Origin of the sequence: Faecalibacillus sp. H12 (genome assembly GCF_013361255.1) — a bacterium.
Lineage (GTDB): Bacteria > Bacillota_I > Bacilli_A > Erysipelotrichales > Coprobacillaceae > Faecalibacillus > Faecalibacillus intestinalis.
Genome location: NZ_JABWDK010000018.1, coordinates 17250 through 40548, shown reverse-complemented (window position 1 = coordinate 40548; position 23299 = coordinate 17250). Strand labels below are relative to the sequence as shown.

The 23299-nt window shown below is 30.5% G+C and carries 23 protein-coding genes; 5 read left to right on the top strand and 18 right to left on the bottom strand.

What is annotated here, in order from left to right:
* Nucleotides 1-121: 121 nt before the first annotated feature.
* A complete protein-coding gene (gene dtd / locus HUU89_RS10730) occupies nucleotides 122-571 on the bottom strand; it encodes a D-aminoacyl-tRNA deacylase (RefSeq protein ID WP_175301745.1) in 450 nt (149 codons plus the stop codon).
* Nucleotides 572-648: 77 nt separating this feature from the next.
* On the opposite strand from dtd, the gene HUU89_RS10725 reads away from it, so the two are divergent.
* The gene (locus tag HUU89_RS10725; protein ID WP_175301744.1) at nucleotides 649-1917 is read left to right on the top strand and encodes a replication-associated recombination protein A; all 1269 of its coding nucleotides are present in this window, start codon (nucleotides 649-651) and stop codon (nucleotides 1915-1917) included.
* Here the strand turns inward: HUU89_RS10725 and miaA are convergent.
* The 17 genes from miaA to fucO all read right to left on the bottom strand — a co-directional run bounded on the left by miaA (nucleotide 1914) and on the right by fucO (nucleotide 20389).
* The gene (gene miaA, locus HUU89_RS10720) at nucleotides 1914-2837 is read right to left on the bottom strand and encodes a tRNA (adenosine(37)-N6)-dimethylallyltransferase MiaA (protein WP_175301743.1); all 924 of its coding nucleotides are present in this window, start codon (nucleotides 2835-2837) and stop codon (nucleotides 1914-1916) included. The two genes, HUU89_RS10725 and miaA, sit on opposite strands and share 4 nt — an antisense overlap.
* Complete coding sequence (gene mutL, locus HUU89_RS10715; protein WP_147580501.1) at nucleotides 2837-4642, bottom strand: DNA mismatch repair endonuclease MutL; 1806 nt, start codon at nucleotides 4640-4642, stop codon at nucleotides 2837-2839. The genes miaA and mutL overlap by 1 nt, the downstream gene beginning before the upstream one ends.
* A gap of 9 nt (nucleotides 4643-4651) precedes the next feature.
* Nucleotides 4652-7159, bottom strand: a complete 2508-nt coding sequence (gene mutS, locus HUU89_RS10710) for a DNA mismatch repair protein MutS (RefSeq protein ID WP_175301742.1) — start codon at nucleotides 7157-7159, stop codon at nucleotides 4652-4654.
* A gap of 54 nt (nucleotides 7160-7213) precedes the next feature.
* Nucleotides 7214-7693 (bottom strand): outer spore coat protein CotE, encoded by a 480-nt coding sequence (gene cotE, locus HUU89_RS10705; RefSeq protein WP_032089559.1) that lies wholly within the window; start codon nucleotides 7691-7693, stop codon nucleotides 7214-7216.
* Between the two features lie 56 nt (nucleotides 7694-7749).
* Complete coding sequence (locus HUU89_RS10700; RefSeq protein WP_032089558.1) at nucleotides 7750-9252, bottom strand: IMP dehydrogenase; 1503 nt, start codon at nucleotides 9250-9252, stop codon at nucleotides 7750-7752.
* Between the two features lie 90 nt (nucleotides 9253-9342).
* Nucleotides 9343-9678 (bottom strand): YlbF family regulator, encoded by a 336-nt coding sequence (locus HUU89_RS10695; protein WP_107030555.1) that lies wholly within the window; start codon nucleotides 9676-9678, stop codon nucleotides 9343-9345.
* A complete protein-coding gene (gene miaB, locus HUU89_RS10690; protein ID WP_119364319.1) occupies nucleotides 9662-11104 on the bottom strand; it encodes a tRNA (N6-isopentenyl adenosine(37)-C2)-methylthiotransferase MiaB in 1443 nt (480 codons plus the stop codon). Before miaB ends, HUU89_RS10695 begins: the two co-directional genes overlap by 17 nt.
* A 90-nt stretch (nucleotides 11105-11194) precedes the next feature.
* Nucleotides 11195-11440, bottom strand: coding sequence for a hypothetical protein (locus tag HUU89_RS10685; RefSeq protein WP_032089556.1), 246 nt, complete (start codon nucleotides 11438-11440; stop codon nucleotides 11195-11197).
* Between the two features lie 73 nt (nucleotides 11441-11513).
* A complete protein-coding gene (locus HUU89_RS10680) occupies nucleotides 11514-11774 on the bottom strand; it encodes a stage V sporulation protein S (RefSeq protein ID WP_175301741.1) in 261 nt (86 codons plus the stop codon).
* A 59-nt stretch (nucleotides 11775-11833) separates the two neighbouring features.
* Nucleotides 11834-12619, bottom strand: a complete 786-nt coding sequence (locus HUU89_RS10675) for a TIGR00282 family metallophosphoesterase (RefSeq protein WP_119362843.1) — start codon at nucleotides 12617-12619, stop codon at nucleotides 11834-11836.
* Nucleotides 12620-12683: 64 nt separating this feature from the next.
* Nucleotides 12684-14240, bottom strand: a complete 1557-nt coding sequence (gene rny, locus HUU89_RS10670; RefSeq protein WP_175301740.1) for a ribonuclease Y — start codon at nucleotides 14238-14240, stop codon at nucleotides 12684-12686.
* Between the two features lie 186 nt (nucleotides 14241-14426).
* Nucleotides 14427-15458: a recombinase RecA gene (recA, locus tag HUU89_RS10665; protein ID WP_032089553.1), complete on the bottom strand. Its 1032-nt coding sequence runs from the start codon at nucleotides 15456-15458 to the stop codon at nucleotides 14427-14429.
* Nucleotides 15459-15506: 48 nt separating this feature from the next.
* Entirely contained in the window at nucleotides 15507-15965 is a 459-nt protein-coding gene (locus HUU89_RS10660; protein WP_032089552.1) for a CinA family protein, read from the bottom strand.
* Nucleotides 15965-16558: a CDP-diacylglycerol--glycerol-3-phosphate 3-phosphatidyltransferase gene (pgsA, locus tag HUU89_RS10655; RefSeq protein ID WP_175301739.1), complete on the bottom strand. Its 594-nt coding sequence runs from the start codon at nucleotides 16556-16558 to the stop codon at nucleotides 15965-15967. Before pgsA ends, HUU89_RS10660 begins: the two co-directional genes overlap by 1 nt.
* Nucleotides 16558-17586, bottom strand: a complete 1029-nt coding sequence (locus HUU89_RS10650; protein WP_175301738.1) for a helix-turn-helix domain-containing protein — start codon at nucleotides 17584-17586, stop codon at nucleotides 16558-16560. The genes pgsA and HUU89_RS10650 overlap by 1 nt, the downstream gene beginning before the upstream one ends.
* Nucleotides 17587-17746: 160 nt before the next feature.
* Nucleotides 17747-19102 carry a sodium-dependent transporter gene (locus HUU89_RS10645; RefSeq protein ID WP_175301737.1) on the bottom strand — a complete coding sequence of 452 codons (1356 nt, stop codon included), beginning with the start codon at nucleotides 19100-19102 and terminating at the stop codon, nucleotides 17747-17749.
* 141 nt (nucleotides 19103-19243) lie between these two features.
* On the bottom strand, nucleotides 19244-20389 hold the full coding sequence (fucO, locus tag HUU89_RS10640; protein ID WP_022000718.1) for a lactaldehyde reductase: 1146 nt from the start codon (nucleotides 20387-20389) through the stop codon (nucleotides 19244-19246).
* A 161-nt stretch (nucleotides 20390-20550) separates the two neighbouring features.
* On the opposite strand from fucO, the gene HUU89_RS10635 reads away from it, so the two are divergent.
* The 4 genes from HUU89_RS10635 (at nucleotide 20551) to tnpC (ending at nucleotide 23299) form a co-directional block, all read left to right on the top strand.
* The gene (locus HUU89_RS10635) at nucleotides 20551-20820 is read left to right on the top strand and encodes an RNase H1/viroplasmin domain-containing protein (protein ID WP_175301736.1); all 270 of its coding nucleotides are present in this window, start codon (nucleotides 20551-20553) and stop codon (nucleotides 20818-20820) included.
* A gap of 111 nt (nucleotides 20821-20931) precedes the next feature.
* On the top strand, nucleotides 20932-21264 hold the full coding sequence (gene tnpA / locus HUU89_RS10630) for an IS66 family insertion sequence element accessory protein TnpA (RefSeq protein WP_106988957.1): 333 nt from the start codon (nucleotides 20932-20934) through the stop codon (nucleotides 21262-21264).
* Nucleotides 21261-21617 (top strand): IS66 family insertion sequence element accessory protein TnpB, encoded by a 357-nt coding sequence (gene tnpB, locus HUU89_RS10625; protein WP_106988958.1) that lies wholly within the window; start codon nucleotides 21261-21263, stop codon nucleotides 21615-21617. The genes tnpA and tnpB overlap by 4 nt, the downstream gene beginning before the upstream one ends.
* A 101-nt stretch (nucleotides 21618-21718) precedes the next feature.
* On the top strand, nucleotides 21719-23299 hold the full coding sequence (gene tnpC, locus HUU89_RS10620) for an IS66 family transposase (protein WP_175301735.1): 1581 nt from the start codon (nucleotides 21719-21721) through the stop codon (nucleotides 23297-23299).

Sequence of the window (23299 nt, the reverse complement as noted above, 5' to 3'; positions counted from 1 at the left end):
TTTTTTTATTTTTTTCTCTCTTTCCCTCTTTTTCTGCCTTTATATCAACGTTTTTTTTATCTGTATTTTTTTGTCATGATTAAAAGAAACGATCTTTACAGAACGTTTCTTTACCTTATGACTATATGATTTCTTTACTGTCCAGGATGATCGTTGTTGGTCCATCATTGATCAGTGAGACTTTCATCATCGCTCCAAAGATTCCTGTTTCTATATGGACCCCTGCATTTTCTAATTCTTTATTAAAATATTCATATAATGGTTTTGATATTTCTGGTTTAGCAGCATCTAAAAAACTAGGTCTTCTTCCTTTTTTACAATTTGCATATAAAGTAAATTGTGAAATAGAAAGAATTTCTCCTTTGATATCCATCAATGATAAATTCAATTTTTCATTTTCATCTTCAAAAATTCTTAAATTGATAAGCTTATTAACCATCTTATCAACAATTTCTTCATTATCATCATTCGTAATACCTACTAATACCATAAATCCTTGTTTGATTTGTCCATTTATTTTTCCTTCAATTTCCACGCTTGCTTCACTTACTCTTTGTACAACTAATCTCATATTCATTTCTACCTTTCTTTTTATAAAAGTGTTATAATCATTATAATTCATTTTGTATTAAGGAGGAAGATTTTTTTATGAGTGGAACTTTAGCTTATAATATGAGACCTCAATCTCTTTTAGATATATTAGGACAAAAACATATTATAGGTGAAAATGGTTTATTTACTAAATTTGTAGAAAAGAATCACCCAATGTCTGTTATTTTATATGGCCCACCAGGTTGCGGTAAAACAACTCTTGCAATGGCTTTGGCTCATGATTTAAATATGCCTTGTCGTACTTTTAATGCATCTACAGGAAATAAAAAAGAAATGGATTTGATTATTGAAGAAGCTAAATTATCTAATGGTCTTTTTGTCATTATCGATGAAATTCATCGTATGAATAAAATGAAACAAGATAATTTACTTCCTTATGTAGAAAGTGGTCTATTGATTATTGTTGGATGTACAACAGCTAATCCTTACCATTCAATCAATCCTGCCATTCGTTCAAGATGTCAAATCATTGAAGTTAAGCCTTTAACTCAAGAAGATATTATTCAAGGTTTACATCACGCTTTAGATAGCGAAAAGGGCTATCATCATCAATATCAATGTGATGAAGAAGTCTTGCAACATATTGCTCGTCTTTCATCAGGAGATATTCGTTTTGCATATAATTGTTTAGAAGTATGTACAATTATTTCTCATGATAAACATATTACTATTGAAGATGCTAAAAATGCTTTAACACAAGCCAATGGTCAATTTGATAAAGATGAAGATCAATATTATGATACTTTAAGTGGTTTACAAAAATCTATTCGTGGAAGCGATCCTAATGGAGCTATGTATTATTTTGCAAAGTTGATAGAATATAATGATATTGAATCTTTAGAAAGACGTGTTCTTGTTTGTGCATATGAAGATGTTGGACTTGCTAATCCAAATGCTTGTATGCGTACTGTTGCTGCTTTTCAAGCTGCCAGAACAGTAGGATTTCCTGAGGCAAGAATTCCTATTGCAAGTGCTATTATTGATTTATGTCTTTCACCTAAATCTAAATCATCAGAAGCAGCTATTGATGCTGCCTTAGCTTCTTTAAGACAACAATCTTTGCCTGCACCTGAATATTTAAGATTAACACCTGTTGGTCTAGAAGAGGATGAAAAATATAATTATGATCGTCCTGAGTTATGGGAATATATTCAATATTTACCTGATCAAATCGCAAATAATCAATTCTATGTACCTTGGATGACAAGTCAATATGAAAAAGCTTTAGCTGAAAATTATCGACGTATTTTAAAACATGGTCGTACAAGTAATATTAAAAAATTAAATCATACAAAAAAATCCTAAACTTTTAGGATTTTTTCTATATCATCTGTTACTTGTTCAATGGTTTGTTCAAAGTTTTCTAAATTCACATCATACCAATGAACATCAAATTGGTTTTTAAACCAAGTATACTGTCTTTTAGCGTATTGTCTTGAATGTTTTTTTATTAACTCTAAAACATCATTTAAATCAATTTGATGATCATAATAATCAAACCATTCTTTATAACCAATCGCTTTCATACTTTGATGATTTCTTGTAAGTCCTTGACTATAAAGACGCTCCATTTCTTCTTTTAAACCATTTTCCATCATCACATCAACACGTTTGTTAATTCTTTCATATAAAACATCTCTAGGAAGCGTTAATCCCACAAAATAAGCATCATATAAACAAATATGCTCTTGTTCTTCTAACATTTCACTTTTTCTTTTACCTGTTGTTTCATAGATTTCAATAGCTCTTAAAACACGTCGACGGTTATTGAAATGCAATATTTTTGCACTTTCTTCATCGATTGATTTTAAATGATCATGTAATTGTTCATTTGTATAATCTTTATATTTTTCATTTATTGCATGATGATCATTTTCCATTTCATCAAATTGATAATCATATAATGCTGCTTTTATATATAAGCCTGTTCCTCCAACAATTATTGGAACATGTCCTCTTTGGGTAATTTCTGTTATCTTTTTTCTTACTGTTTGTTGAAAATCATGAACACTGTATGTTTCATCAGGATTTAAAATGTCTACACAATGATGAATAATACCTTCTTTTTCTTCTTCTGTGACTTTAGCAGTTCCTATATCCATCTGTTTATAAATTTGCATAGAGTCTCCACTAATAACTTCTCCATTGAACTTTTTAGCAAGAGCTACTCCCATTTTTGTTTTACCAACACTTGTTGGTCCAATTACAGCAATTACTTTTTCCATTATACGACCCTCTTAAACAATTTTTCTAATTCATATGCTGAATAATGAATAATCGTTGGTCTTCCATGTGGACAAACATAAGGATTATCACAACGCATTAAATTATCAACAATTGTTTGCATTGACTCAATTGATAGATGACTATTTCCTTTTAAAGATGCTTTGCAACTTAATGTTGCTATAGCATGTTCTTGTAAAGAAAGTAAATCAATTTTATTATCTTTTAATATTTGTTGAATCATATCTTCAATAAATAAATGTTCATTAATTTGATTCATCCACATTGGCAGTTGTTTAATAATAAAACCATTACCAAAAGGCTCTAAATCAATGCCAACTTCTTTTAATAAGTCTTTTCTTTCTTCAATCATCATACATTCACTTAAAGGATATTCAACTGTAATAGGTACTAATAAATCTCTCATTGTCATATCTGGATGACTATATTTTTCCAGAAAATATTCATAATTGATTCTTTCTTGTGCAGCATGTTGATCTATCAAATACATTCCACTATCATCTTCACCTACAATATAAGTTCCATGAATTTGTGCTTTTACAAATATTTTCTTTTTCATTTCTTTTAAAGACACTTCAACTTTTTCAAGTTGGATAGGTTCTTCAACAAGCTTTTCTACAGGTTCTGTTATATATTCATTTTTTTCTTCATGTACAAATAGTGGTTGTTTTTTTTCTTGAATAAATGAAGCTTGTGGTTTTTCTTGAACCTTTGTAGGAATTTCTTGTCTAAAATCAATATCTAGATCCATTTGATCTAGTTGTGGTTTAAAGATTGGTCTTTCTTCTTTAACTTGATAGGTTAAATTTACATTTTCTAAAGTTTTAGATACCGCATCAAAAATTAATTGTTTTAATTCGTATTCTTTAGAAAACTTAACTTCTAACTTGCTTGGATGAACATTGACATCCACTAAATAAGGATCAATTTCAATATTGATGACTGCAATAGGATAACGATTATCTGCTAAATATTTACGATATGCTTGATTAATAGCATCGATTGCTACTTGATTTTTAACAATACGATGATTGACCATCGTAACAATATGATTCTTACTTGCCCTATTCACTTCAATTTTGCCAATAAAACCTTCTATTTGAAATTCATCATTTCCAGCTTTTAAATTCAACATATTTTTAACCACAGATAACCCATAAATCTGATGAATAACTTCTAATAAATTTCCATTTCCATTTGTTTTATAAGTCATCTTATCATTATGTATTAAAGTAAAAGCAATATCTGGATGAGATAAAGAAAGTCTTTCTACATAATTTTGTATATGTGCAAATTCAGCATTGACAGATTTTACATATTTTAATCTTGCTGGTACATTTTGAAAAAGCTTTGAAACAGAAATATTTGTTCCTCTATTAAGATCACTTTGTTTTTGTTCAATAAATTTACCAAATTCATAAATTACTGTTGATCCTTGACTTCCATCACTGGTTTTTAAAACAAAACGAGAAATAGAAGCAATGGAAGGAATAGCTTCGCCTCTAAAGCCTAATGTTTGAATACAAAATAAATCTTGATCATTATAGATTTTACTTGTTGCATGTCTTGAAAAACAAAGACATGCATCTTCTTTATCCATTCCTGATCCATCATCAATAATTTGAATTAAATTCATTCCTCCTTCTTCTATAATAATATCTATTTTAGAAGAAGAGGCATCAATACTATTTTCAACTAATTCTTTGACAACATTTGCTGGTCTTTCAATGACTTCACCAGCTGCTATTTTATTTGCTAAAATATCATCAAGTTGTTTTATTTTCATAGGCCACCTCTACTTTACTAATTTCTTTAATTCGATTAAAGTTGACAAAGCATCTAATGGTGATAAAGCCATTGGATCAATTGTCTTTAAATATTTTTCAACTTCACTTTCTTTTTCAATAACTTGAACTTGTTTTTCTTCAATTAAACAATCTTCTACGTTATTTTCTTCAAGTGTTTCTAATACTAAATTAGCACGATTGATTACTTCATCTGGTAATTTAGCAAGTTTAGCCACATTGACCCCATAAGATTTATTAGAACGTCCTTTTTTAATTAAATATTCAAATACTAAATGATCATTATCTACTCTAGCACTAGCATGAACATTTTGGATGCCAAGACCTTTATCTTCTAAAAATGTAAGTTCATGGTAGTGGGTTGAAAATAATGTCATACAATGAATTTCACTGGCAATATATTCAATCATTGCCTGGGCAATAGCCATTCCATCAAAAGTTGCTGTTCCTCGACCAATTTCATCAAATAAAATCAACGATTTTTCACTAGCAAAACGTAAAGCATTATTCGCTTCTAACATTTCTACCATGAAAGTTGATTGACCACTAATTAAATCATCACTTGCTCCAATACGCGTAAAGATTTGATCAAAGATTGTAAGATTCGCATATTTAGCAGGAACAAACGAACCAATTTGCGCCATAATAACAATTAAAGCTACTTGTCTCATATAAGTCGATTTACCACCCATATTTGGCCCTGTAATTAAGACAACTGGTGAATTTTCATCAATTGAAACATCGTTAGGTACATATTTACCATGCCCCATGACTTTTTCAATGACACCATGTCTACCTTCTTTAATATCCATGATTTTTTGATCATTAAAGACAGGTCTTACATAACTATTTTCACTTGCTAACATTGCAAGAGATTGATAAACATCTACACGCGCGATAATTTTCGAAACATCTTGAATCAAATGGACTTCTTTTTTGATTTCATTTCTAACTTGAGTAAATAAAACATATTCTAATTTTTGAATTTTATCTTGTGCCGATAAAATCTTACTTTCCATATCTTTTAATTCAGGCGTAATAAATCTTTCTGCATTCGATAAACTTTGTTTTCTTGTATATTCGAATTCATCTTTAACAAGATCTAAGCTTCCTTTTGTAACTTCAATATAATAACCAAAGACACGATTATACCCAACTTTTAAGTTTTTAATACCTGTTTTTTCTCTTTCTTTTTGTTCAAAATCAACTAACCATTGTTTTCCATGATCTCTTAAATAACGTAATTCATCTAATTCTTCATTAAAATGATCTTTGATAATATTTCCTTCTTTAATCGTAAGAGGAGGATTATCAATAATAGCATCATCAATGAGTTTTGTAATATGTGATAGATCAATGATTTGATTGGCTAATTGATCTGTTAAAGGTTCATTGAATGAATAAAGTTGTTGTTTTAATTCTGGTAAGACTTTTAAAGAAGAAGCAATCCATTTTAAATCTCTTGCATTAATGTTTCCAAAAGCAATACGACTTGATAGTCTTTCTAAGTCATAGATTTCTTTTAATATTTCTTTAATACTTTCTCTTTGAATAAATTGTTGAGTAAAGATTTCAACAATATCTAATCTTTCTTCTATGGCTTCTTTTTTTAAAAGTGGTCGATCAATATAATTTTTTAAAAGTCTTGCTCCCATTGCTGATTTTGTCATATCTAATAACCAAAATAAGGAACCATATTTTTCATGATCTTTAGAATTTTCAGTTAATTCTAATGATTTTTTAGTATAAAGATCCATTGTCATAAAATCTTGATTATTGATTTCTTCAATCATTTGAAGATGTTCCAAGTCTCTTTTTTGTGTTTCAATTAAATAATTTAATAATAAAGTAGATACTTTGATTTCTTTTAAATCTTTTATATTATGAAAAATATCTCGATATTTTTCATTAAATGTTTCATTATCATAATGAGATACCATAATTGAATCATTAAAGTTATATGTACAATCACTTTTAACAACAATTTCTTTAACTTCCATCGAAGCTAATTGATTATTTAAAAGATGATCCTTTTTATCAATATTGATGACTTGAAATTCACCTGTTGTAATATCACAAAAAGCAAGCGTATAAACAAAATCAAAAATCATCATACACGCGATATAATTATTTTTATTCTTTGTCATCGATTCATCAAAAATAGTACCTGGTGTGACAATTTGAACAACACCACGTTCAACAATACCTTTTTTTCCAGGATCTGTTAATTGTTCAACAATCGCGACTTTATGTCCATTATCTACTAATTTTTGAATATATCCACTCGCACTATGAAAAGGAACCCCACACATTGGAACTCTTTCTTTAGCGCCGGCATTTTTCCCTGTTAAAGCAAGTTCTAGTTCTTTAGAAACAATCATCGCATCATCAAAGAACATTTCATAGAAATCCCCTAATCTAAACATCACAATAGAATCTTTATTTTGTTCCTTGATACCTAAATATTGCATCATCATTGGACTGTATTTTTGTTTCATTTTTACACCTCATTCTAATTCGTTGATTATTATAACATAGAAAGAAACATCTTTCTATGTTATGAAATCGGGATTAATTTTCATTTCAAGTTCTTCATCGTTTGTTTTACTTTCTACAAGAATTGTTGTATTACCAATGATTTTTAAAGACATTTGTTTTTCTATTTCGATGTGCATTGTTTTATTTTCTAAGGTTGCATGGATACATCGAGGTAAGTATTGACTTTCAACAATAATTTGATCATTTTGACTGAGTTGATGATCTTTCATATTTAAATCAATAGCATCTTGGTAATGCACTTGTTGTTTTAATAAATAACTTTCATTTAAATGACTATACCAAATATGCAAATCAAAACTTCCTTCTATAAATGGTTGATGCTCCCTAATGATTCCTTGATATTGATGATTACAAATCCAACATCCTAGTATTTTATCAATCTCATTAACAACATAATCATATTTAGAAATCGTTTTTTTCGTTCCTTTTGATAAAGTTGCCTTGGTCATGATTTCATACACTTTACCAGCCATTTTGTCACCCCATATAACAATATGTCTAAAAATAAAAAAAAGACTTCAACGAAGTCTTATTTTTGTTCTTTAGCGTCTTTTAACACAACATCATGTGCGCCACCTTCAACAATTGAAGTAGCTGATACTAAAGTGATTTTAGCTTTTTGTTGTAATTCAGGGATTGTTAAAGCACCACAGTTACACATTGTATGTTTAATTTTTGATAATGATAAACCAACGTTATCTTTTAAACTTCCAGCATATGGTACATAAGAATCTACGCCTTCTTCAAAAGAAAGTTTAGCATCTCCACCCATATCATAACGTTGCCAGTTACGAGCACGAGCAGAACCTTCACCCCAATATTCTTTCATATATTGTCCATTAATTTGAACTTTATTTGTAGGAGATTCATCAAATCTTGAGAAATATCTACCTAGCATAATAAAATCAGAACCCATCGCTAAGGCTAATGTCATATGATAATCATGAACGATACCACCATCTGAACAAATTGGTACATAAATTCCTGTTTCTTTAAAGTATTCATCTCTTGCTTTAGCTACTTCGATTGTTGCTGTAGCTTGTCCACGACCAATACCTTTTTGTTCACGAGTGATACAAATTGATCCTCCACCGATACCAATTTTAACGAAATCAGCACCACATTCAGCTAAGAATCTAAATCCTTCTGCATCAACAACGTTACCGGCACCTACTTTAACAGTATCACCATAATTTTCTCTAATCCAATCGATTGTTAATTTTTGCCATTCTGAGAATCCTTCAGATGAATCGATACACAAAACATCAGCACCAGCTTCTACTAATGCAGGAACACGTGTAGCATAGTCACGTGTGTTGATTCCAGCACCAACAATGTAACGTTTATTTTCATCTAATAATTCATTTGGATTATTTTTTCTATTTTCATAGTCTTTTCTAAATACGAAATAATGTAATCTTTGTTCAGCATCTACTACAGGTAATGAATTTAATTTGTTATCCCAAATCATATCATTACATTCTTTAAGAGATGTTCCTAAATCTGCACAAATTAGTTTATCATATGGTGTCATAAAAGTTTCAACTTTTGTATCCATTGATAAACGAGAAATACGATAATCTCTTCCAGTAACAACTCCTAATAATTTACCGTTAGCAGTTCCATCTGCTGTAACTGCCATTGTTGAATGTCCAGTTTTTTCTTTTAAATCTAAAACATCTTTTAAAGTTGATTCAGGTGATAAGTTTGAATCACTTGGAACGAATCCAGCTTTATAATTTTTAACACGTCTTACCATAGCTGCTTGGCTTTCGATTGATTGAGATCCATAAATAAATGAAACTCCACCTTCTTTAGCTAAGGCAATTGCCATATTGTCATCAGATACAGCTTGCATAATTGCTGAAACTAATGGAACATTTAGTGATAATGCAGGTTCTTCACCTTTTTTAAATTTAACTAATGGTGTTTTTAAACTTACGTTTTCAGCACGACACTCAGCTGATGAGTATCCTGGAACTAATAAATATTCATTAAAAGTACGCGATGGTTCTTCAAAGTAAAATGCCATTTTTTTATCTCCTTATTCTTTCTATATTTTTGAAAAATTATAATCCCCAAATTTAAATAAGTCAATAATAAAAAGAAAAAGTAGGTTTCCCTACTTTAAGGCATTATTCATTTGTTGATTGATTGTTTGTAAGATTTCATTCACTTCATTTTGTAAATATAAATAATTAACAACTAATGGATGATTTTCATAATATGCTTTTTTTTCTTGATATTCTTGAATTGTTTTTGTAACTCGATCATCCTGTTTTGCTTTTTGATTGACAATCTTTTTTTGTAATACTTTTAATTCTTTTTCTAATTGTTTAAGTTTTTCATCATTTAAAACAAGTTTTTCATACTTTTGATATTCTTGAACAACTTCTAAAGCTAAAATTTCTTGATTTAATTTTCTAGCCAGCTCTTCAATTCTAGTCAACTTGTTCACCTTTTAAAGCCCAAGTTTTTACTTCTGTGACTTTTACAGGCACAATTTTACCAATATCTTCTTTACGCCCTTTGAAGTTGATCAATTTTTGATGTGCAGTATATCCTGTCATCATTGTTTCATCACGTTTAGATGGACCATCTACTAAAACATCCACAACTTGATTTAAGAAGCGTTGATTTTGTTTTAAAGCTTTTTCTTTAACAACTTCATTTAATCTTTCTAAACGGTCTTGTTTTTGTTCAAATGGCACATTGTCTTGCATTTTAGCAGCAGGTGTTCCTTCACGAGGAGAATAGATAAATGTATAGGCTAAATCGTATTCACATTCTTCATATAAAGAAAGTGTATCTTGGAATTGTTCTTCTGTTTCATTTGGGAAACCAACAATAATATCTGTTGTAATTGAACAATCTGGCATCACTTCTTTAATCATGTGGAAAAGTTCTAAATATTGTTCTCTTGTATATCTTCTACCCATTAATTTCAAGATTTCTGTATTTCCTGATTGTACTGGTAAATGGATATAAGGCATGATGTTATCATATTGATTAATGATTTCAATCATTTCTCTAGAGAAGTCCCATGGATGACTTGTTGTAAAACGAATACGTGCAATTCCAGTTTTAGCAACTTCTTCTAAAAGAGTCGCAAAATCATAGTCTTCTTCTAAATCTTTTCCATAACTATTGACATTTTGTCCAAGTAAAGTGATTTCTTGATACCCATCTGCTTTTAATCCTTTAACTTCTTCAATAATATCATCCATTAATCGAGAACGTTCTTTTCCTCTTGTATAAGGCACAATACAATACGTACAGAATTTATTACATCCATACATGATATTGACCCATGCTTTATGTCCATTAGCACGTGTAACAGGCGTATTTTCAATAACATCCCCTTCTTTAGACCATACTTCTACAACCATTTCTTTACTAAACATTGCTTCTTTTAATAAAGTTGGTAAACGATGAATATTATGTGTTCCAAAGATTAAGTCTATATGCGGGTGTTTTTCTAATATTCTTTTAATAACAACTTCTTCTTGTGCCATACAACCGCATAAACCAAAAATAAGATTCGGTTTTTTCTTCTTTAAGTTTTTAACATAACCTACTTTCCCAAATACTTTTTCTTCTGCATTTTCTCTAATAGCACAAGTATTTAATAAAATGACATCTGCCTCTTCGATTTCTTTAGCAACTGTATATCCCATCATTTCAAAAATACCTGCTAATGTTTCACCATCACGTTCATTCGCTTGACAACCATAAGTATGAATATAATAAGTTTTTCCTTTACCTACACTTACCATATCACTAGGTATTTCAAAAGCATCTTTTAAATGATCAACTTGTTTTCTACTTCTTTTTTGAGCCTCTTTTAAATTTGGCCCTTTAAAATATTCACTATAATCTTTCATTTTTTCACCACATTTCTTTCCTATTATATACATAAAGTTATCTTTTGGCTAGAAAAAAATAAGGACTTATCAGTCCTTATCATTTTTATCTTATCCAAAGAATCCGTCTGGTTGAATTGAGAAGTATAATACTTTACCTTCTGGGGTTCCTTTAAATACTCCTTTACAATGACCTGCTGCTTCTTCAGGTGATAATTCAGTTTCACATTCAAATTCAGCTTTGATTCCTACTTTTTTAATATATTTACATGATACTTTATCATCTGAATATCCATCAAAGAAATCAATAATTTTTTGAACTTGTCCTGTTTGCATTAATAATTTACATTTTGCCATTTTAAAAAACCTCCATTTACATGTCAGTATTATACAATGAATTTTTAAAAAAAGAAACCCTTTTCACTAAAAATTAACGTAATTCTATTACAAGTCTTAAGGCAGTAATCCTTTTATCATCGACCATTAAATCATGAAAAGAAGGAATACAGATAAGCTCTTTACCTGTCGGTATAATATATCCTCTAGCAATTGCAATTGATTTAATTGCTTGATTAAGTGCTGCTGCACCAATTGTTTGAATCATAAGTTTATCTTGTTCCCTCATTAATGATGCTATTGCTCCTGCAACGTGATTAGGAACAGATGTTGAAGATACTTTAATTATTCCCATATTTTTGCCTCCTAATTCACTATATGAATTATCATTAAAAAAATAACAAAAAAAGCATCCTAAGATGCTCGATATAGGTGATCATCATTGATCAAAACTCTTTCAATAGAGATAGGTTGGTGTTTGTCATTAAATTCAATCACGATACCTGCAAACTGTCCTGAATTTTCAGAAATTAAAAATTTTGAACTTAAACCTCTCATACGCGTAATCACACTATCTAAATCACACCCTAAAGAACTTAAATAAGGTCCTGTCATTCCTACATCAGAAATAAATGCTACTTTTTTATCAATAATTCTTTCATCTGCTGTTTGTACATGTGTATGTGTTCCTAAGACTGCTTGTACTTTATCTTTACAATAATAAGCTAAACCTATTTTTTCACTAGTTGCTTCTGCATGAATATCAATAATATGAATATCTTGTTCAAGGTTTAGATAATCATCAATATGATCAAAAGGATTCGAATAACGGTTATCCATAAAGACACATCCAAGTGCATTGGTTACTCTTATTTTTGTACCTTTAACATTAAATACTCTTGTATGGACTCCTGGTAAAATACTTGGTTGATTGAAAGGAACAACAAGGCGATCAGCTTCATCAATAAAATCAAGAAGTTCTTTTTTATCAAAAGTATGATTCCCCATTGTCATACAATCAACACCTTCAAAAGTAAAGAAATCATAATGTTTTCTATTTAATCCTTTACCATGTGTTGCATTTTCAACATTTGCGATTACAAAATCAATTTGATAATCTTTTCGAATACGATAAAGATAATCTTCTATCATTTGTCGTCCTACATTTCCAACGATATCTCCTATAAATAAAACTTTCATTTTCTTTCCTCATTTCGTAAAGACATTTTAACATATATAAAAAAAAAGGGAATTGATTTCCCTTTTATTTTGCAATTTCACTCGCACGAATTTCTCTTATAACAGTAACTTTAATATGTCCTGGATAAGTTAATTCTTCTTCAATCTTTGTCTTAATATCACGTGCAATCTTATGACTTGCTAAATCATCCACTTTATCAGGTTTTACAACGATACGAATTTCACGTCCTGCTTGAATTGCATAGACACGATCGACACCATCAAAGCTTTTAGCCATTTCTTCAAGTTTTTCAAGTCTTTGAATATAATTTTCAATTGTTTCACTTCGACTTCCTGGTCTAGCAGCTGATAATGTATCAGCAGCAGCTACTAAAATAGAAATAACACTTGTTGCTGGTACATCCCCATGATGTGAAGCAATTGCATTAATAACAGTTGGATGTTCTCCATGTTTTTTTGCGAATTTTGCACCTAATTCAACATGGCTTCCTTCCATTTCATGATCCATTGCTTTACCAATATCATGTAATAGACCTGCACGTTTAGCTAATTGTTGATTTAATCCTAATTCAGCAGCCATAATTCCTGCTAAATGTGCAACTTCTAATGAATGTTGAAGCGCATTTTGACCATAGCTTGTACGATATTTTAATTTACCAATTTGTTTAACAATTTCTTTATCAATACGAGAAATACCTAATTCAAAAATTGCATTTTCTCCAGTTTTACTAATAACTTCATCTAATTCTTTTCTTGTTTTATCAACAACTTCTTCGATTCTTCCTGGTTGAATACGTCCATCTCTAATTAAAGTTTCTAATGATAAACGAGCAACTTCTCTTCTTACTGGATCAAAGCAAGAAATCGTAATTGCTTCAGGTGTATCATCAATAATTAAATCTGCACCTGTTGCTTGTTCGATTGCTTTAATATTACGACCTTCACGTCCAATGATACGTCCTTTCATTTCTTCACTTGGAAGATCAACAACAGTTACTGTTCTTTCAGTAACTTCTTCTTGAGCGTATCGATTAATTGCATTGGCAATAATGTCTCTAGACATATCAGCAGCTTTACTTTTAGCTTCTTCTTCTTGTTCTTTTATGTAAGCAGACATTTCTAATGAAATTTGTTGTTCAACTTGTTTGAACAATTCTTCCTTAGCTTCTCTTGCTGACATAGCGGCAACTTTTTCTAATTCAACAACTTTAGAATCAATTTTATTTTTTAATTCAGCCTCTAATTTATCTATTCCAGCTTCTTTAATATCTAATTGTTTAATTCTTTGTTCAAGAACGTCTTCTTTACCTTGAACAGCAATATCTCTTCGTTCAATACCTTTTTCACGTTCTGAAAGATTATTTTCAAGTTCAGTAATTTCTTGTTTTTGTTCTTTAATTTCTTTTTCTGCTTCTAATTTTAATTCATAAGCTTGAGTTTTAGCATCCAAAATAGCTTCTTTAACTAGATTATCAGCTTTACTCGTTGCATCGTCAATAATCTTTTGAGCACTTACATTAGCTTTTGAAATATTTAGTTTTGCATATACAAAATAAATAAGAACCCCAACAGCGACAGCTAGAACATAGGATAAAATAGTGGCAATATTTAAACCTGGCATATTCCACCCTCCATTTTCTCTATGCACATTTTTTATGATTGATTATCCAATCATTCACCGTTTGTTTCGGTTATAATAATTAATATTTACATAGTCTTTACTATGTTTATTAAACGTGTTTTGCGCACAAGTATATTATATGTCAAATTGCTTATTTTGACAATAACAAGTTAAAAAGAGGAATTTTTACAATTCCTCTTCTTCTACAGGCATTAATGAAGCTTTAATTGCTTCCGTAATTTCATTCATTATATCAGGATGTTCAACAAGATATCGTTTTGCATTTTCACGTCCTTGTCCAATCTTTTCACCCTTATAAGCATACCAAGCACCGGATTTATCAACAATATCTTTATCAACTGCTAAATCCAAGACTTCACCATCTCTTGAAATACCTTTACCATAAATAATATCGACTTGTGTTGATTTAAATGGTGGTGCCACTTTATTTTTAACAACTTTGATATTGACTTTATTCCCAACAATTTCCGTACCATTTTTAATTACTTCACTTCTTCTGATTTCTACTCGCACAGAAGAATAGAATTTTAAAGCTCTTCCTCCAGTAGTCGTTTCTGGATTTCCAAACATAACACCAATTTTTTCACGTAATTGGTTAATGAAAATAATTGTACAATCTGTTTTATTCATAACCCCTGAAAGTTTACGTAAAGCTTTAGACATCAATCTTGCTTGCAATCCCATTTGTTGATCAGCCATTTCGCCATCTAATTCTACTTGAGGAACAAGTGCAGCAACAGAGTCAACAACTACTAAGTCAATAGCTCCAGAACGTACAAGTGTTTCAGCAATTTCTAAACCTTGTTCACCACTATCTGGTTGCGAAAGAATCAATTCATCAATATTAACTCCTAGGTTTTTAGCATAAACAGGATCAATGGCATGTTCGGCATCAATAAACGCAGCTGTACCACCTTGTTTTTGCACTTCAGCAATCGCATGTAATGTAAGTGTTGTCTTACCACTTGATTCTGGACCATAAATCTCAATAATTCTTCCTTTAGGATAACCACCTATTCCTAAAGCCATGTCAAGTGTTAAAGAACCTGTTGGAATAACAGCCACATCAACAGCTGCACGATCTCCAAGCTTCATAACAGAACCTTTTCCAAATTGCTTTTCAATTTGTTTGATTGCATCATTCAATGCTTGTGCTTTTTTAGCATCTTTTGTTTCTACTTCTTTTTTTCCAGCCATAAATAATACCTCCTATTCCTATATATGCTTTATTTTTCATTTTTTCTTTTATTTTTTTAAAATTTTTTCAATTACTTTCTTTTGAGCAAAATCTATTGCCTTTAAAGCAATCTCTTTTCGACTACCTTCTAAATTTAATTTATAAACAACAACATCTTCATAAGCAATACCAATATAGACTTCTCCTACTGGTTTTCCTTCCATTGCATCCGGTCCAGCATTTCCTGTAAAAGAAACACATAGATCAACATCTAAAATACTTTTACCATTAACACACATTAAAGTAGCAATTTCTTTAGAAACAACACCGTACTTTTCAATCAATGGATGTTCAATTCCTAAAAGCCTTTCTTTCGTTTCACTTTGATAAGTGACTAAAGAACCCTTATAAACCTTAGAAATGCCAGGAATATTTCCTAGCATTGTCGCAAAATTTCCTACTGTAAAACTTTCTACAGTTCCAATAGAAATATTATTTTTTATTAATAATTCAGCAAGTTCATTCATTACATTGACTCCGTTAACATATCTTTACTATCCATAAAATAATCCATACCACTTACTATTGAAATCACGCAAGCAATCCATACACTTATTTGACCAATTGGTAAATGAATGATTGAAAAAGGAAAATCATTTAATAATAAGAATATCACACTGATCATTTGTGTCACAGTTTTTAATTTTCCTAAATATTTTGCTGCAATAACAACTTGTTTATTAGCAGCCACCAAACGAATGGCATCTACGATCGTATCCCTAGAAATCATAATAATAGGAATAATGATAGAAATTGTTCCATCACTTGCTAGTAAAAGAAAAATCGTATTAATTAATAGTTTATCTGCAATCGGATCAGCAAACTTACCAAAAGTCGTAATTAATTTAGATTTTCTTGCAATTTGTCCATCAAAATAATCAGTTAACGAAGCAACTGCAAAAATAATAAAGATAACAATATTAACAAGTGAAATATCAGCATTCAAAATATGATACATAGGTACATTGATTCCAAACGTTGCATAAGGAAACATATAAATAAGAATAAGAATTGGAACAAGGATTATTCTTGTAATCGTTAATTTATTAGGTAAATTCATTATTTGACCATCGTTAATTTAAATGTTCTTACTCTACCATTAGAGCTTGTTCCATAATGATCATTTTCTTCTAATGGAATTTTTTGATCATTAATATAATAACGATGTCCTAAGTTCCAACTATATGAAAATTCCAAATATTGGAAATCATTCACATTAAATTCTAATTCAACACTTTCACATGCAGAATCATCTTTTAAAGCATCTGATGCTGAAATATTAGCAAGATTACTACTATAAACACCTTTTTTAAATGTATCAGTTTGATAACTGTTAGGATCACCATTAACATGTAGATCAACAGTTGTCGCAAATGTAAAGTCTACCTTTAATTTAAAAGTTTCTTGATCATATCCATCAGGTAATTTAAAACTATAATCACCATCAGCATTTTTAGTAAAAGTTATTTCAGTAGATGTTTGTTCATCTTTTTTCGTTGTATCAGATTTTGTTGTTTTCTTTTTATCTGTTTCTGTTGTTTTCTTTTTATCTGTTTCTGTTGTTTTCTTCTTTAAAGTTTCACTTGTTTCTGTTTTAGATGTATTACTATTTTTAAATGATGAATCATTTGATTTCATAAAGACAAATGAATATCCAAGTACAATAATAATAGCAATGACAATAATAATGACAATTGCATATTTAACATATCTTAAGATATAGTGATCTTCATAAACTCCCTTTCTTGTCGGTTGTTTTTTAGTTGGTTGAATATTTTTTACTTTATCTACAAAAGTAACAGATCCTATATCTTCTTTTTTATTTTCTAAATCTTTTAAATCAGCCTTTTTAATTTCTCTCGTAATTGCATAATAATCATCAGCAATCGTCTCATCTATTTCTAAGTATCTTGCTATTTTTTTAAGATACATTTTTACATATAGCTCGTCTCCAACAAATCGTTCAAAAGCACCGTCTTCTATATCTTTAATGATATTAACAGATAACAATGTTGCTTCTGCGACTTCCTCTATTGTAACGCCTTTGGCAATGCGGGCTGCTTTTATCTTTTCACTTATTTTGTCCATAAAGACATCCTCCTTTACACTTAGGCATAATTAAACAAATAAATTATAGCACAAATGTTTTATTTGACAAATACAAAAGCTCATTTTATTTCTAATATATTATATACATAAAAAATGTCTTTTTTATGTCCAAAAAGAAAAAAAGCTTAAAAAAGCTTTTTTATAACGTAATAATTCCAAATGTTGATAAAATATAACTTAATAAAATAATTAATAATGTTGGAATACAAATATATTTCATCACAAAATTATAGACTTTTTCTCTTTTAAAAGCAGATGATATTTTAATTTCATCTGAAATTGTTTTTAATTTTGTTACAAAAATAATTAATAAAGCTGTACATAACGCTGAAATTGGCATCATACATGAATTTGTGACAAAATCAAAGAAATCTAATAAAGTCATTCCTAATGGTTGAATCCATCCTAAAACACCATAGCCAAGTGAAATAGGAATTCCTAAAGCTAACATTTCAATAATCATTGCTAAAGCTGCTTTTTTTCTAGAAATATGGAATTGTTCCATTAAAGTTGCGACTGAACATTCCATTAAAGAAATAGCTGATGTTAAAGCAGCAAATAAGACAAGTAAAAAGAATACACCACCAATAAATCCACCTAATTGAAGTGAATTAAATACTTTTGGCATTGTAATAAACATTAAAGATGCTCCAGCATTTAAACTATCTTTTCCTGAAAATGCAAAGACTGCAGGAATAATCATTAACCCCGCTAAAAAAGCAATCAACGTATCCATAATTTCTACTTGAGAAATTGCTTTTTCCATATCAACATCTTTTTTCATATAAGAACCATAAGTAAATAAAATTCCCATTCCAATCGATAAAGAATAGAACATTTGCCCCATCGCAGCAATGACTGTCATAATACTGAATTTAGAAAAATCAGGAATGATATAATATTTTAAACCTTCAATAGCCCCTGGTGTCATTAAACCATAAATTGAAATAAAAATAGCTATCACTACTAAAATAGGCATTAAGATCTTACTTACTTTTTCAATTCCTTTTTCTACACCTTTAATAACCACAATAAAAGTTAATACTGCAAAAACAACTAACCAAAAAGCTGGACTAATTGGATTAGCAATAAAATTTGAAAAATAGGTATCTTGTGTCAAGATATGACTTGATCCTCTTAAATATTCAAATAAGTATTTACATACCCAACCACCAACAACACAGTAATAAGGAACTATCAACATTGGAATAATTGAATTCAACCAACCACCAATCTTTAATTTTTTTGCTCCTAAGATTTTATATGCTTTGATTGGATTGTTTCCGGTCTTTCTTCCTAATGCTGTTTCACTTACAAGTAAAGCAAAACCAACTGTTAACGCTAAAATAACGTAAGTAAATAAAAAAGTACCTCCACCATATTTAGCCGCAAGATATGGAAAACGCCAAATGTTTCCTAATCCAACAGCCGAACCAGCAACCGCCATAACATATCCTAAACGGCCTGAAAAACTTGATTTTTTATTTTTTTCCATCGAATTTCCCCTTTTTAACATGTAAAAAGAATTATATTGAAACCTCATAAAAAGTCAACTTTATTGTGAAATTAATAACAAAATTTTCTTTTTTTAAATTTTAAAACAAAAAAACAGCCCTCATTGAGGACTGTTTTATTATTATAATAATGATTTATATAATTCTTTGATTTCTTCTACACTTGTATCTCTTGGGTTACCTGGACAGCAAGCATCTGCTAAAGCAGATTCACTTAAGAATTGTAAATCTTCTTCTTTAACGATTTCTTTTAAGTCAGCTGGAATACCAACATCTTTAGATAATTGTTTAACTGCATCTACAGCTGCTTTACGATATTCTTCTTGAGACATACCAGTAGTATCTACACCCATTGCTTCTGCAATGTCTTTATATTTTTCACCAGTATATGGTGCATTATATTCCATAACTGTTGGTAAGATGATAGCATTAGCAACACCATGAGGTGTATCATATAAAGCTCCAAGTGGATGAGCCATTGAGTGAACTAATCCTAAACCTACGTTAGAGAATCCCATACCTGCAACATATTGACCTAAAGCCATACCTTCTCTACCTTCAGGCGTATTTTCTACTGCACCTCTTAATGATTTAGAAATAATTTCGATAGCTTTGATATGGAACATATCTGACATTTCCCAAGCACCTTTAGTAATATAACCTTCGATAGCATGAGTTAAGGCATCCATACCTGTAGCAGCAGTTAATCCTTTAGGCATTGATGACATCATATCTGGGTCAACGAATGCTACAACTGGAATATCATGTACGTCTACACATACCATTTTACGATCTTTTTCAACATCTGTGATTACATAGTTGATTGTTACTTCAGCAGCAGTACCAGCTGTTGTAGGAACTGCAAAGATTGGTGTACAAGGATTTTTAGTTGGTGCAACACCTTCTAGGCTTCTTACATCAGCAAATTCAGGGTTTTTATCAATGATACCTACTGCTTTTGCTGTATCCATTGATGAACCACCACCAATAGCAATCATATAATCTGCTCCAGCATCATGTAATGCTTTAACACCTTGTTGAACATTTTCAATTGTTGGATTCGGTTTGATATTAGAATATAGTTCATAAGCTAATCCTGCTTTATCTAATAAATCAGTAACTTTTGCTGTTACTCCAAATTTTACTAAGTCTGGATCTGAACATACTAAAGCTTTTTTGAATCCTCTTGCTTTTGCTTCTTCAGGAATTGATTCAATTGCTCCTTTTCCATGATAACTTGTTTCATTTAATACAAATCTGTTTGCCATAATTAAATCTCCTCTTTTCTAACTACACATATTTTAGTATCATGTGAAAATAAAAACAAGTTACACATAAGGCTATGTGTAACATTTCACAAGTTTTATATCATTTTTATCCCATTACAAAAAGCTATAAATATGTCATAATAGAAACAAGGAGTGATATCATGAAATATTATGCTGTAAAAAAAGGAAGACATCCTGGTATTTATAACACTTGGGAAGAATGTCAAAAAGAAGTCGATCATTTTAAAGATGCTAAATTCAAAAGCTTTGATTCTAAAAAAGAAGCTTTAGCCTATTTAAAACAAAATAATCAAAAAAGTTCATTACATTCAAAACAAGAAACAACAAATCAAAGAAAACAAAATAAAGATAAAATATCATTAAGTAAAGATCAATATAAAGCTTATCAACGTAAGCGCCAAATAAAATAGTGGATAAAAATATAGAATTTTAAGAACTACAATATAGAATGTGGAGACTCCATAAACTATATTGTAGTTTTTATATTCTCCAAAAACTATATGGAAAGGAAGAGAGACTATATGACAGTACAGGAACTTACCGAAAATGAAAAATATAAATTTTGGTATTTTAAAATCAAAGAATGCAAGGAAAGTGGTTTATCTGTCAAAGATTTCTGTGACAAAAACAATATCAAGCCGTCGACTTATTATAATTATCAACAAAAAATCAGAAATATTTTATGTGATCAGATAAATGAAAACAACTACAAGAATGAAGTGTCCTTTGTTTCTGTTGAAAAGCAACCTCACAATAATGAAAAGATTATCATTATCAAGGGAAGCATTAAAATTGAACTTGATTCAGATACGCCTTACCAAAGTATTGAGCCTCTTTTGAAGTCGCTGTTATGATTGGTGATATTTCAAAAGCAGAACATATCTATATAGCTGTTGGCTATACAGATATGCGCAAACAGATCGATGGTCTTTCAGCTATCGTTCAACAGAATTTCAAGCTTGATCCTTTTTCTAATTCTGTGTTTCTGTTTTGTGGTAGAAATACAAGGACCATGAAGGCTCTGTATTGGGAAGGTGATGGTTTTGTATTACTTTATAAAAGACTTGAAAATGGTAAATTTAAATGGCCCAGAGATGAATCAGAAGCACTCGAAATAACTTCTCAACAGTTCAGGTGGCTGCTTGAAGGACTCTCTATCGTACAGCCCAAAACCATTCAGAAAAGTTATCCACAAGTTGTACTGTAAAGCCTTGATTTCATAGGAAGATATGCCTGTTTATGGTATAATAGATGTATGAAATGGAGGTGCTTTTGATGGCTGATACAGTTGAAAATTTAGCTTTGATAATGGCTAACCTGTCACATTCTATTGAAGAATTGAAAGCTACGATTGCATCTTTGAACAGTACGATTGACAGTTTGAAAGCTGAAAATGAATACTTAAAAAACAACAATGAACTTTTGCGTGAAGAAAATGCCTATTTAAAGAGAAAGCTGTTTGGTACCAAGAGTGAAAAGATAACACATTCTATGGATCAGCTTTCTCTTTTTGATGAAGCAGAAAATGAATGTGAACCTGAACTGCTTGAAGATATCTCATATACCAGAGCCAAAAAGAAACAAAAAGGGAAAATTGATATCAAATTAGACAATCTTAAACATGTAAAAAAAGTTTATGATATTGATGAAAAAGACAGAGTATGTGAGGAATGTGGCTCTAAACTATCTTATGTGGGTGAAGAGTTTGTAAGACATGAAGTTATTTATGAACCAGCCAAACTCTATGTAAAAGATATTTATCGAAAAACATATGAATGTCGAAACTGCAGAAAAAAAGGAAAGGCAGTAATGCTTAAAGCAGGAACACCTCAACCAGTTGTTCCACATTCATATACATCGCCAAGTGTACTGTCACAAGTGATTATCGATAAATATGTAAATCATATGCCTTTATACAGACAGGAATCAGAATGGAAACGATTAGGAATGGAGCTGTCAAGAACGACCATGGCCAACTGGATCATTATTGCCACCAAGGAATATTTCATTCCATTGGTGAACAGGATGCACGAACTGATGATGAAGGAATCACACATACATTGTGATGAAACGCCAGTTCAGGTATTGAATGAACCAGGTAAGAAGGCTACTTCCAAATCGTACATGTGGGTATATTCAAGTATCAAAGAAAGCAAAAGACCTGTTAAGATATTTGATTACAGACCTGACAGAAAAGCAACCAATCCTCAAGAATTTTTGAAAGGATTTGGTGGTACTATCATCACTGATGGTTATTATGGATATAACCATATAGATGGTGTGACTAATGCTTACTGTTGGGCACATGCCAGAAGGAAATTCTATGATGCTTTGCCTGTAGATATGAAGAATGCATCAGATACCCTCGCAAATACAGCTGTTGAAAAAATAGCCAGACTGTTTGCGATAGAAAAACAAATCGAAACATTATCACCTGATAAAAAGGCAAAAATACGTCAAGAAAAATCAAAGCCATTAGTTGATGACTTCTTTTCATGGTGCAAATATAACCAAAACAAGGTGTTAACTGCTTCTAAAACAGGAAGGGCTATACAATATGCCTTGAATTACGAGGCAGGACTGCGTTCATTTTTAGAAGATGGTCTTGTACCTATGACAAATTCATTATATGAACGTACAATCAGACCATTTACAGTTGGTCGAAAGAACTGGCTGTTTTCAACTTCTACTAAAGGAGCTGAAGCAAGTGCAGCAGTATTCAGCCTGATTGAAACAGCTAAATCCAATAAACTTAATCCATACGATTATATTGAATTCATCCTGGATTATTTACCTCAACAAAATCTGGTTGAAGATCCAGGAAGACTGGACTGGTTCTTACCATGGAGTGAAGAGATAAAAGAAGAATTTGAAATAAAAGCCGACTAA

Excerpts from the sequence above, each read along its gene's own strand:
- HUU89_RS10680 (WP_175301741.1), bottom strand. The coding sequence starts at position 11,774 with ATGGGAATAATTAAAGTATCTTCAACATCTGTTCCTAATCACGTTGCA.
- HUU89_RS10635 (WP_175301736.1), top strand. The coding sequence starts at position 20,551 with ATGAAATATTATGCTGTAAAAAAAGGAAGACATCCTGGTATTTATAAC.
- HUU89_RS10675 (WP_119362843.1), bottom strand. The coding sequence starts at position 12,619 with ATGAAAGTTTTATTTATAGGAGATATCGTTGGAAATGTAGGACGACAA.
- dtd (WP_175301745.1), bottom strand. The coding sequence starts at position 571 with ATGAGATTAGTTGTACAAAGAGTAAGTGAAGCAAGCGTGGAAATTGAA.
- HUU89_RS10725 (WP_175301744.1), top strand. The coding sequence starts at position 649 with ATGAGTGGAACTTTAGCTTATAATATGAGACCTCAATCTCTTTTAGAT.
- pgsA (WP_175301739.1), bottom strand. The coding sequence starts at position 16,558 with ATGAATTTACCTAATAAATTAACGATTACAAGAATAATCCTTGTTCCA.
- recA (WP_032089553.1), bottom strand. The coding sequence starts at position 15,458 with ATGGCTGGAAAAAAAGAAGTAGAAACAAAAGATGCTAAAAAAGCACAA.
- miaB (WP_119364319.1), bottom strand. The coding sequence starts at position 11,104 with ATGAAAGATTATAGTGAATATTTTAAAGGGCCAAATTTAAAAGAGGCT.
- HUU89_RS10700 (WP_032089558.1), bottom strand. The coding sequence starts at position 9,252 with ATGGCATTTTACTTTGAAGAACCATCGCGTACTTTTAATGAATATTTA.
- tnpC (WP_175301735.1), top strand. The coding sequence starts at position 21,719 with ATGGCTAACCTGTCACATTCTATTGAAGAATTGAAAGCTACGATTGCA.
- mutS (WP_175301742.1), bottom strand. The coding sequence starts at position 7,159 with ATGAAACAAAAATACAGTCCAATGATGATGCAATATTTAGGTATCAAG.
- tnpA (WP_106988957.1), top strand. The coding sequence starts at position 20,932 with ATGACAGTACAGGAACTTACCGAAAATGAAAAATATAAATTTTGGTAT.
- rny (WP_175301740.1), bottom strand. The coding sequence starts at position 14,240 with ATGCCAGGTTTAAATATTGCCACTATTTTATCCTATGTTCTAGCTGTC.
- fucO (WP_022000718.1), bottom strand. The coding sequence starts at position 20,389 with ATGGCAAACAGATTTGTATTAAATGAAACAAGTTATCATGGAAAAGGA.
- HUU89_RS10650 (WP_175301738.1), bottom strand. The coding sequence starts at position 17,586 with ATGGACAAAATAAGTGAAAAGATAAAAGCAGCCCGCATTGCCAAAGGC.
- HUU89_RS10685 (WP_032089556.1), bottom strand. The coding sequence starts at position 11,440 with ATGGCAAAATGTAAATTATTAATGCAAACAGGACAAGTTCAAAAAATT.
- miaA (WP_175301743.1), bottom strand. The coding sequence starts at position 2,837 with ATGGAAAAAGTAATTGCTGTAATTGGACCAACAAGTGTTGGTAAAACA.
- tnpB (WP_106988958.1), top strand. The coding sequence starts at position 21,261 with ATGATTGGTGATATTTCAAAAGCAGAACATATCTATATAGCTGTTGGC.
- HUU89_RS10645 (WP_175301737.1), bottom strand. The coding sequence starts at position 19,102 with ATGGAAAAAAATAAAAAATCAAGTTTTTCAGGCCGTTTAGGATATGTT.
- HUU89_RS10660 (WP_032089552.1), bottom strand. The coding sequence starts at position 15,965 with ATGAATGAACTTGCTGAATTATTAATAAAAAATAATATTTCTATTGGA.
- mutL (WP_147580501.1), bottom strand. The coding sequence starts at position 4,642 with ATGAAAATAAAACAACTTGATGATATTTTAGCAAATAAAATAGCAGCT.
- cotE (WP_032089559.1), bottom strand. The coding sequence starts at position 7,693 with ATGGCTGGTAAAGTGTATGAAATCATGACCAAGGCAACTTTATCAAAA.